Source organism: Pectobacterium polonicum (genome assembly GCF_005497185.1).
Classification (GTDB): Bacteria; Pseudomonadota; Gammaproteobacteria; order Enterobacterales; family Enterobacteriaceae; genus Pectobacterium; species Pectobacterium polonicum.
Genome location: NZ_RJTN01000005.1, coordinates 191009 through 205720, shown reverse-complemented (window position 1 = coordinate 205720; position 14712 = coordinate 191009). Strand labels below are relative to the sequence as shown.

Genomic DNA, 14712 nt, shown 5'->3' with positions numbered 1-14712 from the left:
AGCGAAAGGGAGCCAGATGGCTCCTTTTTTTATCGCGTTATTTTGCTGTTGCGGGGTGTGCAACGGGACGACGTGGGCGATAGAACATCGCTGCGTTGCCTGCCAGAATCAGCAGCAGGCCGATAAGCGCGTTGGGCCGCCATTGATAATCTTCAAACAGCGTCGAAATCGACAGCGCCACCAGCGGAAAAAGCAGCGTGGTGTAAGCCGCCTGACTGGCACCGATGCGACCGATCAGGCTGAAGTAGGCACCGAAGCCGATGACTGAACCAAAGATAGCCAGATAGAACAGTGACCCCAGATAGCCGGTGTTGTACTCCGGGGCGAAGCTATACCCCTGAATCAGGCTGAACAATCCCATCCAGAGCGCCCCATATCCCATGCCCCAGCCGTTGGTCGTCAGTACGTCGCGCCCCTGTCGCTGGTGTTGGGCGCTAATCATATTGCCGAGCGAGAAGCAGTAGGTACCCAGAATGCTCAATCCCACGCCCCACAGCAGATAGGGTTGCGCGTCGATTTGCGTCAGGTCATGCCAGAATAGCACGACGATACCGATAAGCCCGAGCGGTGTGGCGATCGCCACGTTGCGCGTTAACGGCTGCCCGAAGAAAAGACGGCTGTTAAAGGCGTTAAACAGTACCGCCATCGAGAAAATGATGGATTCTAATCCACTCGAAATCCAGGCGATGGCGTGGTAAAAACAGAGAAAGTTGACGCCGAATACGCACAGCCCCTGTACCATACACAGCAGGTGAGCGCGTGGCGAAAGCGGGCGCAGGCGGCGTGTCAGTGCCAGAAACGTCAGTAAGATGGCCGATGCCAGCGCAAAGCGCCAGAAAACGGACACTTCGGCGGCGACGTCGCCCTGTTGCAGGCTAATGGCGATCCAGGTCGTACCCCAAATCAGGACGACAGAAAAATAGAGTAACGTATTCATTGAGTGATTCCGCATGAGAACATGACGGCAGTATGGCGCGTGCGTTTGTCGCGGGCTTTCAGCCCCTTGCGGTGAATAACAGAATCTTGCGGTTAAGTGAGAAACGGAGGCAGCAATGCATCGTTATAAAGCGTTCGATACCATGCTGCATCATAAAACCGAGCTGCGCGACACCGTCGAGCTAACCTCCGGCGTGCGGCTGGCTGCATGGTTTAACCGCCACGATCGCGTCACGATGGAAAACACCGAACACCACACGCTCAGTCTTTATACCGCCGGTGGCTATGAGAGCTATCATAAAACAGCGGACGGCTGGCATAACGGCGGCGGGCCGGATCGTTTCTGCCTGATGCCGAAACAGAGTTCGTCGACCTGGGATATCCGCGGCGACCTCGATTTTGTTCACCTGTATTTTGACGATGCGCACCTGCGGCAGCTGGCCGAGCAAACCTGGGATCGTAGCCCCGCGTCGATCTGTACAGAAGAGCGGATATTTGGCAGCGATCCGCTGATTACGTCGCTGTACCGGCAGTTCTTGCTAAGTAACCGCTGGGACGACTCGGCGAATCAGCTTGTGCTTAGCAGCGCCGCGACGCTGCTGATGATTCAGGTGCTGCGTGGCTACACCCAATTGCAGTGGGAACTGCCGACGGTGCGCGGTGGGCTGGCGCCCGCAGTACTGCGGCGCAGCAAGATGCAAATTGAGGCACATCTCGATCGGCCGCTGACACTACAGGCGCTGGCGGCGGAAGCGGGGCTTAGCGAGTTTCACTTTGCGCGCATGTTTCGCCAAAGCGTGGGGATGGCACCGCATCAGTATGTCCTGAAACAGCGGCTGGTTCGCGCTGAAGCGCTCGTGCGTCAAGGTACGCAGTCGATCACGGATATTGCGCTGGCCTGCGGGTTCAGCTCCGCCAGCCATCTAAGCCACCAATTCAAAAAGGAATACGGCCTGACGCCGTCGGCGCTGCGGCTGGCGCAGAAGTAGGTGGGGCGGACGGATGTCCGCCTTTCTCTTTTCTGGACGCGATTATTTCGCCGCCAGCAGGCATAAATTCAGCGCCACTTCATACGATTTTACAAACGACGGCACGGGTAAAAATTCAAAGCGCGAGTGGAAATTGTGCGCACCGGTGAAGAAATTCGGCGTTAGCAACCCTTTGGCAGACAGCGCCGCACCGTCCGTGCCGCCACGCATTGGCGTCACTTTGGGTTCAATGCCCAGCGTGTCCAGTGCGGCAAACAGCAGGTCGATAGCCCGGCGATCGTCAGTGATGGCGTTGCTGATATTGCTGTAGATATCGGTGAGGGTGTAGGTCACGCTGCCCGTCGGATACTGCGCGCCAATCTTCTCTGCGATTGCGGCGATCTGCTGCTTCCGCTGTTCAAACGTGGCTAAATCAAAATCGCGGATAGACGCTTTGAGCTTCGCTTCATTAGCGTTCGCCGTCAGATCGTTAAACCAGACATAGCCCTCGCGTCCCTCCGTGTGCTCCGGCGTCTGCTGGCGATCGAACTGGCTGATAAAGTCATGTGCCATGAGCAACGGGTTAACCAGCACGCCTTTCGCCGACATCGGGTGCGCGGGCACACCGGTAAAGCGAATTTCTGCGGAAGCCGCATTGAAGTTCTCATACACCACTTCACCCAGCTCGCAGCAGTCGATGGTGTAGGCGAAATCGACATCAAAGCGTTTGAGATCGAGCGCTTTCGCACCACGCAGCCCAATCTCTTCATCCGGCACGAAGGCTACCACGATATCGCCGTGCGGCGTCGCGTTGGTCAGGTTCTCCATGAGCGTCATCACCACGGTAACGGCAGCCTTGTTGTCCGCGCCGAGTACGCTGGTGCCGTCGCTAAAAATAATGTCCTGCCCAACATACGGCAGAATTTCCGGGTGTTCCGCCGTGCGCAGCCAAATGTCCTGTTCGGCATTCAGACACAGGTCTTCACCGGTAAAGCGCAGCGTTTGCGGATGAATATGCGGCGACAGACCGACGTCAACCGTATCGATATGGGTAATAAAACCGATGCGCGGTGCGGACGGACAGTTGCCCGGCTTCAGGGCCGTCACGGTGGCGTGTTCATCGATGACGACATCTTGCAAACCCAGTGCTCGTAGCTCGTCCGCCAGCAGACGTGCCATTTCATGCTGTTCCGGTGTGCTGGGTAACGTTGTCGAACTGGCATCGCTTTGGCTGGTGACGGCGAGATAACGGTAAAAACGGTTGCTGAGTTGATGAGCCAGACTGTTTGTCATAACGAATCCTTTTTGTTCTCCAATACCTATGATGGCTATCCTAACGTAGAAATTATTTCATTTGAGGGTTTTATTTGTCATTTTATGGTCATGATTTTTATAGCAGTGTGGTGGAACATAAATAACAAGCGAGGACTGGGATGAAAAAAGCAGGAATACGATTGACTCTGGCTGCGTTGACGCTGGCGGTCGCCTCCGCGGCCTCGGCGAATACGTTGGTGTATTGCTCTGAAGGATCGCCGGAAAACTTTAACCCGCAGCTTTACACCTCCGGCACCAGCGTAGATGCCAGCGCCGTGCCGATTTATAACCGTCTGGTGGATTTCAAAGTGGGCACCACGGAGCTGGTGCCGAGTCTGGCGGAACGCTGGGACATCAGCGCTGATGGGCGCATCTATACCTTCCATTTGCGCAAAGGCGTGAAATTCCAGAGCAATAAATACTTCAAACCTTCGCGTGATTTTACCGCTGACGACGTTATTTTCTCCTTCATGCGGCAAAAAGATCCGCAGCATCCTTACCACAGCGTCTCGAAAGGGACCTATGCCAATTTTGAAAGCCTGTCCTTTGGCTCGCTGATCCAGAGTATCGATAAAGTGGATGAGCACACGGTGCGCTTTACGCTCTCCCATGCGGAAGCCCCGTTTCTGGCTGATTTAGCCTGGTACTTCGCGTCTATTCTCTCTGCGGAATATGCCGATGCCATGCTCAACGCCGGGACACCAGAGCGCGTGGATATGGAGCCGATTGGCACCGGACCGTTTGAATTAGCGCAGTATCAGAAAGATTCCCGCATTCTGTTTAAGGCGTTTCCAGACTATTGGGAAGGCAAGGCCAAGCTGGATCGGCTGATTTTCACCATCACGCCGGATGCCTCCGTGCGGTACGCCAAGCTGGAAAAGAACGAGTGTCAGGTGATGCCGTTCCCTAATCCTGCCGATCTGCCGCGCATGAAAGAGAACAAGGACATCGTGCTGATGCAAAAGGCCGGACTGAACACCGGCTTCCTGTCGTTCAATACCCAGAAAGCACCGACGGATAATGTGAAAGTGCGGCAGGCGTTAACGATGGCGATTAACAAGCCGGCGATTATCGAAGCCGTTTTTCAGGGAACCGGAACGGCGGCGAAAAACCTGCTGCCGCCGGGTGTCTGGAGCGCGGATAGTGAGCTGAAGGATTATGACTACGATCCCGAGAAGGCGAAGGCGTTACTGAAAGAGGCGGGTTTGGCGGAAGGCACTACCATCGAACTGTGGGCGATGCCGGTGCAGCGTCCGTATAACCCGAACGCTCGCCGCATGTCGGAGATGATTCAGGCCGACTGGGCGAAAGTCGGTGTGCAGGCGAAAATTGTCACCTTCGAGTGGGGCGAATACCTGAAGCGGGTGAAAGGCGGTGAACATCAGGCGGCATTGATGGGCTGGACAACGGCGACGGGTGACCCTGATAACTTCTTCGGCCCACTGTTTACCTGCACGGCGGCCAACGGCGGTTCTAACTCGGCAAAATGGTGTTATGCGCCGTTTGATAAAATCATTATCGAAGCGCGCGCTTCACAGGATCACCAGCAGCGTATTGCCCTGTACAAGCAGGCACAGCAGATGATGCACGATCAGGCTCCGGCCGTCATGATTGCGCATTCCACCATCTTTGAGCCAGTCCGTAAGGAAGTGACGGGGTATGAAGTCGACCCGTTCGGTAAGCATATTTTCTATCAGGTAGACGTGAAGAAATAAGACGCTGAGAGTCCGGTACTGTGTGCTGGGCTCAGACCGTTGACAAACTTATTTGTTGAACGAAAACGGTAGTAACGGAATAGAAGAGTAAAGCGTTTGCGCCATGGATGGCGCAATCCGAGCGTACAGGGATGTATTTACAGCGTCTTTACGATCTATCCGTTACTACCGCTCTACGGACTCTTGTGTGATGCGGTTACTCGGTTTCATCGCCGTAATACAGCTTGCCGATGCGAATAATATCGCGCCCCTGTGATTTGCGATGCTTATTAGAATCGCGCAGAGAATAAATGCAGCCGCAATACTCCTGTTGATAAAAACGTTCCCGCTTGCTGATTTCGATCATGCGAGCCGAACCGCCGCCTTTACGCCAGTTGTAATCCCAGTAGGTGACACCAGGATATTTCTGCGCCGCGTTCTGGCCGCATTCGTTAATCTGCTGCATGTTTTTCCAGCGGGAAATACCCAGTGAGCTGGAAATGACGCTAAAGCCGTTTTCTGCGGCGTACAGCGCTGTGCGCTCGAAACGCATATCAAAACACATGGTACAGCGAATGCCGCGTTCGGGTTCCCACTCCATGCCTTTGGCGCGTTCGAACCAGTTATCCGAATCGTAATCTGCATCAATGAACGGCACGTTATGCTGTTCGGCGAAACGGATGTTTTCCTCTTTGCGGATCAGATATTCACGCTGGGGATGGATGTTGGGGTTATAGAAGAAAATGGTGTAGTCGATACCAGAAGCGGTGATGGCTTCCATGACTTCACCCGAGCAGGGCGCACAGCAGGAGTGCAGCAGCAGTTTGTCTGCGCTGTTGGGCAGTGAAAGCTGCGGACGTTTGAATTCTGCGGTTTTGACGTTCGACATAAAAAATAGCCACTTCGTTGTGGTCCGTAAGGACGGTAGCATCACAAATTCGTAACGAATTATTGATGATATGCCCATAAGAGGCAACCTCTGAGCCTATCCGGCGTTATCTTTCCCGTTGCGTTATCCGTACAATACCCCCTAACATTGCCTGCTTTTTTTGGCTGTGTTATTTACGGCTGTCATCAACGATCGAAGAGTTATTGAGTAGCGTTATGCGTGTTTTGCTTGCCCCGATGGAAGGGGTTCTCGACTCATTAGTGCGAGAGCTGCTGACTGAAGTAAATGACTATGACCTGTGCATCACCGAGTTTTTACGCGTGGTGGATCAGTGCCTGCCGGTTAAATCCTTTTATCGACTTTGCCCGGAGCTACAGCATGCCAGCCGCACGCCGTCGGGTACGCTGGTGCGTGTGCAACTGCTGGGGCAATACCCACAGTGGCTGGCGGAGAATGCGGCGCGGGCGGTGGAACTGGGCTCGTATGGCGTCGATCTTAACTGCGGCTGCCCGTCGAAGCTGGTGAACGGTAGCGGGGGCGGGGCGACGTTGTTAAAAGATCCCGAGCTGATTTATCAGGGTGCCAAAGCCATGCGTGAGGCGGTGCCTGCGCATTTGCCTGTCACGGTGAAAATACGCCTGGGTTGGGATTCTGGCGCTCGGCAGTTTGAAATCGCCGATGCGGTGCAACAGGCGGGCGCAAGCGAACTGGCCGTGCATGGCCGCACGAAGGAAGACGGTTATAAAGCCGAATGCATCAACTGGCAGGCGATTGGGGAAATTCGCCAGCGCCTGCGGATTCCGGTGATCGCCAACGGCGAAATCTGGGACTGGCAAAGCGCACAGGACTGTATGGCGACGACGGGCTGCGATGCCATCATGCTGGGGCGGGGGGCGCTGAATGTGCCGAATCTGAGCCGCGTGATTAAGTATAACGAACCGCGTATGCCGTGGCCGGAGGTCATGCTGCTGCTACAGAAATATGTGCGGCTGGAAAAGCAGGGCGATACGGGAATGTATCATGTTGCGCGCATCAAGCAGTGGCTTGGCTATTTGCGTAAAGAGTATGACGACGCCACCGAATTATTCAGCGAAATTCGCACGTTGAAAACCTCAACGGACATCGCCCGTGTGATTGGTGAGCCATAGGCGCTCACCGTTTCCTCATTATCTGCCTTCTTACTCTTCGTGTTTTCATCACACTGTTCAGATTTAACGCACCTTATCGCTCTCCCGCTGGCCTGTACTTTACTTTACGAATCGGTTGACGGTATAACACTCCATCTATCTGGAAGTTTAGACGTCTATAACGAAAGGTCATCATGGAACAACACGCATCAGGCACGGAAGGGCAGTTTAAGCGCACTATGAAAGCTCGCCATTTGGTGATGCTTTCGCTCGGCGGTGTCATCGGTACTGGCCTGTTTTTCAATACGGGTTACATTATTTCCACGACGGGCGCGGCTGGGACACTATTGGCGTATCTGATCGGCGCGCTGGTGGTGTATCTGGTGATGTTGAGTCTGGGTGAACTGTCCGTTGCCATGCCGGAAACTGGTGCGTTCCATGTGTATGCGTCCCGCTATCTCAGTCCAGCAACGGGCTATACCGTGGCGTGGCTATATTGGCTGACGTGGACGGTCGCGCTCGGTTCCAGCCTGACCGCTGCTGGTTTTTGTATGCAGTATTGGTTTCCACAGGTGCCAGTCTGGATCTGGTGCCTGCTGTTTTGTGTGTTGATCTATTTGCTGAATGTTGTGTCGTCCCGCTTCTTTGCTGAAGGGGAATTTTGGTTCTCTATCGTTAAAGTCGTCACGATTCTCGCTTTTATCGTACTCGGCGCTGGCGCGATGTTTGGTTTTATTCCGATGCAGGATGGCTCCCCCGCGCCGTTCTTCCAGAACATTACCGCATCTGGCTGGTTCCCACACGGCGGTCTGCCGATTCTGATGACAATGGTGGCGGTGAACTTCGCTTTCTCCGGTACGGAATTGATCGGTATCGCGGCGGGAGAAACCGAGAATCCACACAAGGTTGTCCCGATGGCGATTCGTACCACCGTTGCGCGACTGGTGATTTTCTTTCTGGGGACGGTGCTGGTGCTGGCGGCGATCATTCCGATGGAAGAGGCCGGTATTGCTAAAAGCCCGTTTGTGCTGGTGTTTGAGAAGATTGGTATTCCTTACGCCGCTGACATTTTTAATTTCGTGATTTTGACGGCGATCCTGTCCGCTGCAAATTCAGGGCTGTATGCCTCGGGGCGTATGCTGTGGTCGTTGTCCAACGAAGGCACGTTACCGCGCCGTTTTTCTCGCCTGACGCGCCGTGGCATTCCACTTTTCGCCATTTCCGTCAGTATGCTGGGCGGGCTGCTGGCGCTGTTTTCCAGCGTGATCGCGCCGGATACCGTCTATGTGGCGCTGTCTGCGATTTCCGGCTTTGCCGTGGTGGCGGTGTGGTTGAGTATTTGTGCCTCGCACTATATGTTTCGCCGCCATCATGTCCGTGCCGGGAAACCCCTTTCCGACCTGCAATATCGCGCGCCTTGGTTCCCGATAACACCGATTTTGGGATTCCTGCTCTGCCTGCTGGCCTGCGTCGGGCTGGCGTTTGACCCAAGCCAGCGGATTGCACTGTGGTGTGGAATTCCATTTGTCGCGCTGTGCTACGGTGCTTATTATTTCACGCAGTCAATGAAGACGCGTGGATTAACGGGAGTGGACGATATTGCGTAAAAATACGGTGACCGACATGCTGGCGACGGCATCAACGATTGTGCTGGACGGCGCGCTGGCGACCGAACTGGAAGCGCGCGGCTGTGATTTAACGGACCCACTGTGGTCGGCGAAAGTGCTGGTGGAAAATCCGGCACTGATTTATCAGGTACACCTAGACTATTTCAAAGCAGGAGCGCAGTGCGCGATTACCGCCAGTTATCAGGCGACGCCGCAAGGGTTTAAGGCGCGTGGGTATAGCGAAGCGGAGTCGTTGATGCTAATTGCCAAAAGCGTACAGTTGGCGGCACAGGCACGGGATGATTATCGCCGTGACAACCCGCAGGCTGACGTGCTGCTGGTGGCGGGATCGGTGGGGCCGTACGGTGCTTATCTGGCGGATGGTTCAGAATATCGTGGCGACTATCAGTTACCGCAGGCTGAGATGATGGCGTTTCATCGCCCGCGTCTGGCGGCGCTGCATGAAGCGGGAGCGGATTTGTTGGCCTGCGAGACGTTGCCGTCTTTTGCAGAAATAGAAGCGCTGATTGCGTTACTGACCGAATTCCCTCAGGCGCAAGCCTGGTTTTCTTTCACGCTGCGTGACAGCGAGCACCTCAGCGACGGTACGCCATTAGGCACCGTGCTGGAACGGGTTAACGCCTGTTCGCAGGTGGTTGCCGTGGGCATCAACTGTATTGCGCTGGAGAATGTGACGCCAGCGCTGACGCACCTGTCTTCGCTGACGAATTTGCCTTTGGTGGTTTATCCCAATTCCGGCGAGCAGTATGATGCAGTAACCAAAACCTGGAGCAGTACGCATGATGCCGCATGCTCGCTGACGGCGTATCTACCCGAGTGGCAGGCGGCTGGGGCACGTCTGATTGGCGGCTGCTGTCGAACCACGCCTGCTGATATTGCCGATATTGCACGCTGCTGTCAGCACTAAATAGGGGGATGTCGTGATGGAAAATGAGGTGAATCTACAGCATAGGTACGCGCTTGCCAGACAGCGTGTCGCACCGGATATTCCGGTAACGGTGCTCTGTATTGGTGAACAGCAGACGACCGTCATTTGTGGGACGGCATCACAACCGTCGGCAATTCTGCCACTGACCATCGGTTTTGACAAAACCGCGGCGACGTTTTTCAAGCATCTTCCGCCGACCCCTGATGAGATGGAATTGGCGATCATGGCGGTAGAAGATGAAGTGACGCGTATCCGGCACGATATCCCGGCGGGTTCCGTTTTGTTCTCTTTCGACCCCGCATTGGTGACAGTTGCACAGATTTCGGGAGCAGAAGAAGAGGAAGTGGGATGGCGGCTGCCGCAGGATGATATGGAACGAACATTTAAACGTCTGGAACGTGTCATGCTGGGGAGCCCGGCTAGCTGGGAAGGGATTCCGCTAGAAAACGCTTTTTCCGCCCGGTTACTTATTTTACGTGAGTTTATGCACCATCACGGCTTTGATTCTGCACTGATCTTGCTGTTACCTGCGGTTGCTGCGTGAAGAACTAGCGGTTTTTTCTTTCTCAGCTACTATTAACGGCGGTCAGCGTCCAGTGCGATTCTGACCGCATTTTTTTCTGGAAAATGATGGGTGAATGGCCGTGCTTCTGCATGTCTTGGTAGGAAGGGTTCGTGGGTCTCCGGCGTTGTAAGGTAATAACACGATAATATTATCGCGGTGATAGGGACGTAGGGTGTTAATCAAGGAGGGTGAGAGGACGGCCATTTGGCCATATTATGTTACCTGTATGATCTATTTTGCGGATGACTGAATCATTATTTTCTTGAATTTCCGTATGACAGCGTAATAACGCGCTGAGCGATATGGCGGAGAGTCAATGTTATTTCAGGGAGTCCAGTGAGGGGAAAGAACATGGTTGAACATTTCACAGGGAAATATGAAGTTGAACTTAAATTTCGCATCGACGATATAGCCGTTTTTAGAAATACGCTTTTTAGTCTTCACCCAGAAGCTTTCGTCTTTGAAAATAAAGAACATGATATTTACTACGATGACTCAGAGAAGCGATTACGGCAGCAAAATATCAAAATGCTGGTGCGTCGCATGGAGCCATCGGGGATAAAGCTTTGGATTGTTAAAGGGCCTGGAGCCGATCGTTGCGAAGCGGTTAATGTCGAATCCTTTGAAAAAACTGACAGTATGTTACAGACGTTAGGGTATCAGCCCTTGTTTGAAATTCATAAAATCCGCAGCATCTATTTTTTAAATGCTTTCCATATTACCCTCGACTATATTGAATCGCTTGGGTATTTTGTCGAAATATCAGTGATGACCGATGATGAAACTCAGTTGAAAGCACTCAGAGATCGGTGTATAGAGTGTGCATTACGGCTTCAGTTGTCATTGGATAATATTGAAACGAAATCTTATTACCAATTATTAGGTTTTAACTGACTGTTCTTTTTTGGTTATTGAATTGTTGCTTTTGTTGTTTTATTTACATAGGGAAAAATGATGAAAAAATCTATTCCGGCGGTGCTGGCCACGGTGGTGATGGCTTTTTCTTTGTCCGTTCATGGCAGTAATGTGGCGCAATATAAAGACGGCACCTACATCGGTAAAGCACAGGGTAAGGCGGCGGAAGTTGAGGTCACGGTCAGCATCAAAGATGGGAAGATCGCTAATGCTGAAGTGCGCAAGCATGGCGATACCGAGGCGATGATGCTGAGCGCGACGGATCAAATTGTGCCGGAACTTCTTGAGAAGCAGGATATCAACAAAGTCGATGCGGTAACGGGTGCCACATTATCAAGCCAGGGCGTGATTAACGCGGTGAAACAGGCGCTAGAACAGGCAAAAATCACACCGTGATTGGGCAGCAACGTGGCTATCATCACTCATAAAGGCATCGTTGATAAAGGAATCACATTGCCGTGGAAAACCAGCTGATTATTCTGCGCCACACGCCTTATTGGGTGTGGGCTATTTTGGGTTACCTGATTTATGTTGGTGTAAAAGCCAGCCGGCCACGACAGCAATCGCTGGTGCGGATGTTAGTTGTGCCGATGGTTTTCATGGTGTGGGGTATCAGCGCGATTTTTCATACGTTGCGACTCCCGCTTGAGGCAGCGGGGGGATTTCTGCTGGCGTTGATCGTTGGGCTGGGCATCGGATGGGCGTGGGGGAAGACGTCAGGAACTTACCTACCCGAATCGCGCCATTTTCAACGCACCGGTTCGTGGTGGCCGCTGGTCTTGATGCTGCTGACGTTTTGTTCTCATTTCTACTTTTCCGTCCAGTTGGCTCTGTTTCCCGCTGTGGCGTATGAGCCCGTATTCTGCCTGCTATCCGGTGCGGCAAGTGGGATTACCGCCGGGATATTCAGCGGCGTCAGCCTGCGTTTGCTTAGCCAGATGTACAAAATAAGACCGCCTCTGGCGCAACACGATAAAAAACAGTAGGTTGCTATAATCGGCTGTCAAAATTTGTCACAAAGCTTTTTCTGCTGCATGAGTGCGTGGGGAGAAGCGGTAAATTATAATGCCGATGCCTATTCCTTTCATTTAACAGAATACTGTTTAAGTTATTGAAGAATGACTAAAAATTTTAAGCTTTCTCTTTTTGGCCTGTTGGTCCTGTCAACCCATGTTGTGATGTTGCCTCAGGCTGTGGCGAAAGCGCCGACGTATTCCGCCGGCACTGCGCATCAGGAAATTGCTTCTGGTAGCGCGATGGTGGTGGATTTGAGTGATAACCATATTCTTTATTCCAGCAATCCTGACGTCGTTGTGCCGATCGCGTCGGTGACAAAGCTGATGACTGCGCTGGTGGTGCTGGATGCCAATCTGCCGCTGGATGAAATTATCTCTGTGGATATCAGCCAGACGAAAGAAATGAAAGGAGTGTACTCACGTGTTCGTTTGAACAGTGAGATCAGCCGCCGTGACATGCTGTTACTGGCGCTGATGTCATCCGAAAACCGTGCGGCTGCCAGTCTGGCGCACCACTATCCGGGCGGCTATCAGGCGTTTATCCGTGCGATGAATGCCAAAGCTCGCGCACTCGGTATGGCACACACGCGTTATGTAGAGCCGACGGGCTTGTCCATTAATAATGTGTCGACCGCCCGCGATCTTACCAAGCTCCTGATTGCCAGCAAGCAATATCCATTACTGAGCCAGCTCAGCACGACACAGGAAAAAACGGCGACGTTCACCCATCCGGCGTATAGCCTGCCGTTCAGAAATACTAATCATCTGGTCTATAAAGCGGACTGGAGCATTCAGCTCACCAAAACGGGTTTTACGAATCAGGCCGGGCATTGTCTGGTAATGCGCACGGTCATTAATCAACGACCTGTTGCGCTGGTGGTGTTGGATGCATTCGGTAAGTACACGCACTTTGCGGATGCTAACCGCCTGCGTAAGTGGATTGAAACCGGTAAGGTTAGTGAGGTGCCCGCCGCCGCATTGAGCTATAAGAAACAAAAATCGCTGGCTTCTCGCCAACCGCAGAGTATGGCGAATATCGATACCGAATAAGAGATTGCTCCCTTCCCGTGTTCTGGGAGGGGACGTTTTGACGGTGGCCTGATGAACCACCGCCTGCGATTGCGTTAGGCGCGGGTGCGAAAATCCTCTACCACTTCACCTGCATTTGCTACATCTTCCTCGTGCGCGGCTTCGCGCCAGGTTTCTGCTAACGCGTCTTGCAGCCATTGCTGCATTGCGGGCAATGCCAATAAGTGTTCACAGTAAGCGGCTGCTTCCGGTGAAACGGTAAGCTGATAGGTTTTGATACGGAAAACGACGGGGGCAAAAAACGCGTCTACCGCTGAAAACTGTTTCCCTGCCAAAAACGGCCCGCCAAATCGTGTTAATCCTTCCTGCCAGAGTTCGCAGATACGCGCAATGTCGCTGCTGAGAGCAGGGGATATCTCGTTCAGTTTGACGCGCACGCCGCAGCTCATGGCGCAGGTATTGCGCAGTGCGGTAAAGCCGGAATGCATTTCGGCGGCGGCACAGCGAGCCCAGGCACGGGTTTTGGCATCGGCAGGCCAGACGGCGGAATGCTGTTCAGCCAGATACTCGGTAATCGCCAATGAATCCCAGACGGTGGTTTCGCCGTCGATCAGACAGGGGACTTTTGCCGTCGGTGAAAAAGCCTTAAACGCTGGCTGTGCCATACCTGGCGAAAAAACAACCTGCTTCTCCTCGAAAGGAATTGACAGCGTTTTCAACAGCACCCACGGGCGCAACGACCAGGACGAATAGTTCTTGTTGGCGATGTACAACTGATACATGTCTGAGGCTCCTTGCATTAGCGAAGCCTTAGCATTAGCACGAAAGACGGTAGAAATCACCCTGCATTTACCCACCCGTGTGGCGAGTATGCAAACCCAGTTTGAGGCCAGCGATGAACCACAGGAAAGGTGTTTCATCGCGGCTCATCAGGCGATGATAACCTGCTGACAATGCCTTTGGAGTAACGAGAGTTCGGGTTTGTCTGCGCTAAGCGTATCAGTCACGATCATGTCGATTTCCTGCATGGTGGCATAGACCACGCGGCTCGTGATACCAATCTTGCTATGATCTGCGAGGATCATTCGCGTTCTGGCATGTTGCACCATCGATCGGGCAATGGCCGCTTCGTGGTGAGCAAAACTGGTTGCGCCAGAGGCCGCATCCACCCCGACTGGGGAGAGGATCGCCACGTCGGCGCGGTAGCGTTCCAGTTCATTGATCGTGATATCGCCGCTGGTTGCCTGTGCTGAGGCGCCCATGTATCCACCGAGTAGTATCACGCTATGTTGTGCGACAGACTCCGTTGCGGTAAGTTTCTGCGCGACGGTGAGACTGTTGGTAACCACCGTCATTCCCGGCATGGAAAGCAGTTCGTCGGCGAACAGAGAGGTGGTGCTACCTGCGTCGATAAACAGCGTTTGCCCGGCCTGTAGCTGTTGTACTGCCGCGCGGGCAATGGCCTGTTTTTCCTTTTCACGCACGGTATTGCGAATGGACAACGGTGGTTCCGGTTCTTCCGTTGTGGCTACGATCCCACCATGAACGCGGCGTAACGCCCCTGCCGCTTCCAGCTTGAGAATATCGCGTCGTACGGTTTCGCGCGAAACACCGAGATGTTGAATAATTTTCTCGGTGCTCACCCGGTTTAATGTTGAGAGCAGGGCCTGTATGCGATGTAACCGCGTTTCTTCTAACATAGC

Annotated in this window: 15 protein-coding genes; 10 read left to right on the top strand and 5 right to left on the bottom strand. The window is 53.4% G+C overall.

The genetic code is table 11. The features are described from left to right. Window positions 1-37: 37 nt before the first annotated feature. Complete coding sequence (locus EDI29_RS08610) at window positions 38-937, bottom strand: DMT family transporter (protein ID WP_137740562.1); 900 nt, start codon at window positions 935-937, stop codon at window positions 38-40. Between the two features lie 115 nt (window positions 938-1052). On the opposite strand from EDI29_RS08610, the gene EDI29_RS08605 reads away from it, so the two are divergent. Then, window positions 1053-1925, top strand: a complete 873-nt coding sequence (locus tag EDI29_RS08605) for a helix-turn-helix domain-containing protein (protein WP_137740561.1) — start codon at window positions 1053-1055, stop codon at window positions 1923-1925. A gap of 42 nt (window positions 1926-1967) precedes the next feature. Here EDI29_RS08605 and pepT read toward each other — a convergent pair whose 3' ends face one another. Next, window positions 1968-3197 (bottom strand): peptidase T, encoded by a 1230-nt coding sequence (gene pepT / locus EDI29_RS08600; protein WP_137740560.1) that lies wholly within the window; start codon window positions 3195-3197, stop codon window positions 1968-1970. Between the two features lie 140 nt (window positions 3198-3337). Here pepT and EDI29_RS08595 point away from each other — a divergent pair, with 140 nt between their 5' ends. Continuing rightward, window positions 3338-4933, top strand: coding sequence for an ABC transporter substrate-binding protein (locus EDI29_RS08595; protein ID WP_137740559.1), 1596 nt, complete (start codon window positions 3338-3340; stop codon window positions 4931-4933). 196 nt (window positions 4934-5129) lie between these two features. On the opposite strand, the gene EDI29_RS08590 is transcribed toward EDI29_RS08595, so the two are convergent. After that, window positions 5130-5801, bottom strand: a complete 672-nt coding sequence (locus tag EDI29_RS08590) for an epoxyqueuosine reductase QueH (RefSeq protein ID WP_137740558.1) — start codon at window positions 5799-5801, stop codon at window positions 5130-5132. Between the two features lie 215 nt (window positions 5802-6016). On the opposite strand from EDI29_RS08590, the gene dusC reads away from it, so the two are divergent. From dusC to pbpG, 8 genes are all read left to right on the top strand, one after another. Next, window positions 6017-6949, top strand: coding sequence for a tRNA dihydrouridine(16) synthase DusC (gene dusC, locus EDI29_RS08585; protein ID WP_121265605.1), 933 nt, complete (start codon window positions 6017-6019; stop codon window positions 6947-6949). A 173-nt stretch (window positions 6950-7122) separates the two neighbouring features. Continuing rightward, window positions 7123-8535: an S-methylmethionine permease gene (mmuP, locus tag EDI29_RS08580; protein WP_137740557.1), complete on the top strand. Its 1413-nt coding sequence runs from the start codon at window positions 7123-7125 to the stop codon at window positions 8533-8535. Beyond that, a complete protein-coding gene (gene mmuM / locus EDI29_RS08575; RefSeq protein ID WP_137740556.1) occupies window positions 8528-9463 on the top strand; it encodes a homocysteine S-methyltransferase in 936 nt (311 codons plus the stop codon). Before mmuP ends, mmuM begins: the two co-directional genes overlap by 8 nt. A 16-nt stretch (window positions 9464-9479) precedes the next feature. Continuing rightward, window positions 9480-10028, top strand: a complete 549-nt coding sequence (locus tag EDI29_RS08570; protein WP_137740555.1) for a hypothetical protein — start codon at window positions 9480-9482, stop codon at window positions 10026-10028. A gap of 372 nt (window positions 10029-10400) precedes the next feature. After that, the gene (cyaB, locus tag EDI29_RS08565) at window positions 10401-10943 is read left to right on the top strand and encodes a class IV adenylate cyclase (RefSeq protein WP_137740554.1); all 543 of its coding nucleotides are present in this window, start codon (window positions 10401-10403) and stop codon (window positions 10941-10943) included. A 60-nt stretch (window positions 10944-11003) separates the two neighbouring features. After that, the gene (locus EDI29_RS08560; protein WP_137740580.1) at window positions 11004-11360 is read left to right on the top strand and encodes an FMN-binding protein; all 357 of its coding nucleotides are present in this window, start codon (window positions 11004-11006) and stop codon (window positions 11358-11360) included. A gap of 62 nt (window positions 11361-11422) precedes the next feature. After that, window positions 11423-11950 (top strand): DUF6622 family protein, encoded by a 528-nt coding sequence (locus EDI29_RS08555; protein ID WP_137740553.1) that lies wholly within the window; start codon window positions 11423-11425, stop codon window positions 11948-11950. Between the two features lie 132 nt (window positions 11951-12082). Then, complete coding sequence (pbpG, locus tag EDI29_RS08550; protein ID WP_137740552.1) at window positions 12083-13030, top strand: D-alanyl-D-alanine endopeptidase; 948 nt, start codon at window positions 12083-12085, stop codon at window positions 13028-13030. Between the two features lie 74 nt (window positions 13031-13104). On the opposite strand, the gene EDI29_RS08545 is transcribed toward pbpG, so the two are convergent. Beyond that, window positions 13105-13791, bottom strand: coding sequence for a glutathione S-transferase family protein (locus EDI29_RS08545; RefSeq protein WP_137740551.1), 687 nt, complete (start codon window positions 13789-13791; stop codon window positions 13105-13107). Between the two features lie 147 nt (window positions 13792-13938). Beyond that, window positions 13939-14709 (bottom strand): DeoR/GlpR family DNA-binding transcription regulator, encoded by a 771-nt coding sequence (locus EDI29_RS08540; protein WP_137740550.1) that lies wholly within the window; start codon window positions 14707-14709, stop codon window positions 13939-13941. Window positions 14710-14712: the final 3 nt, after the last annotated feature.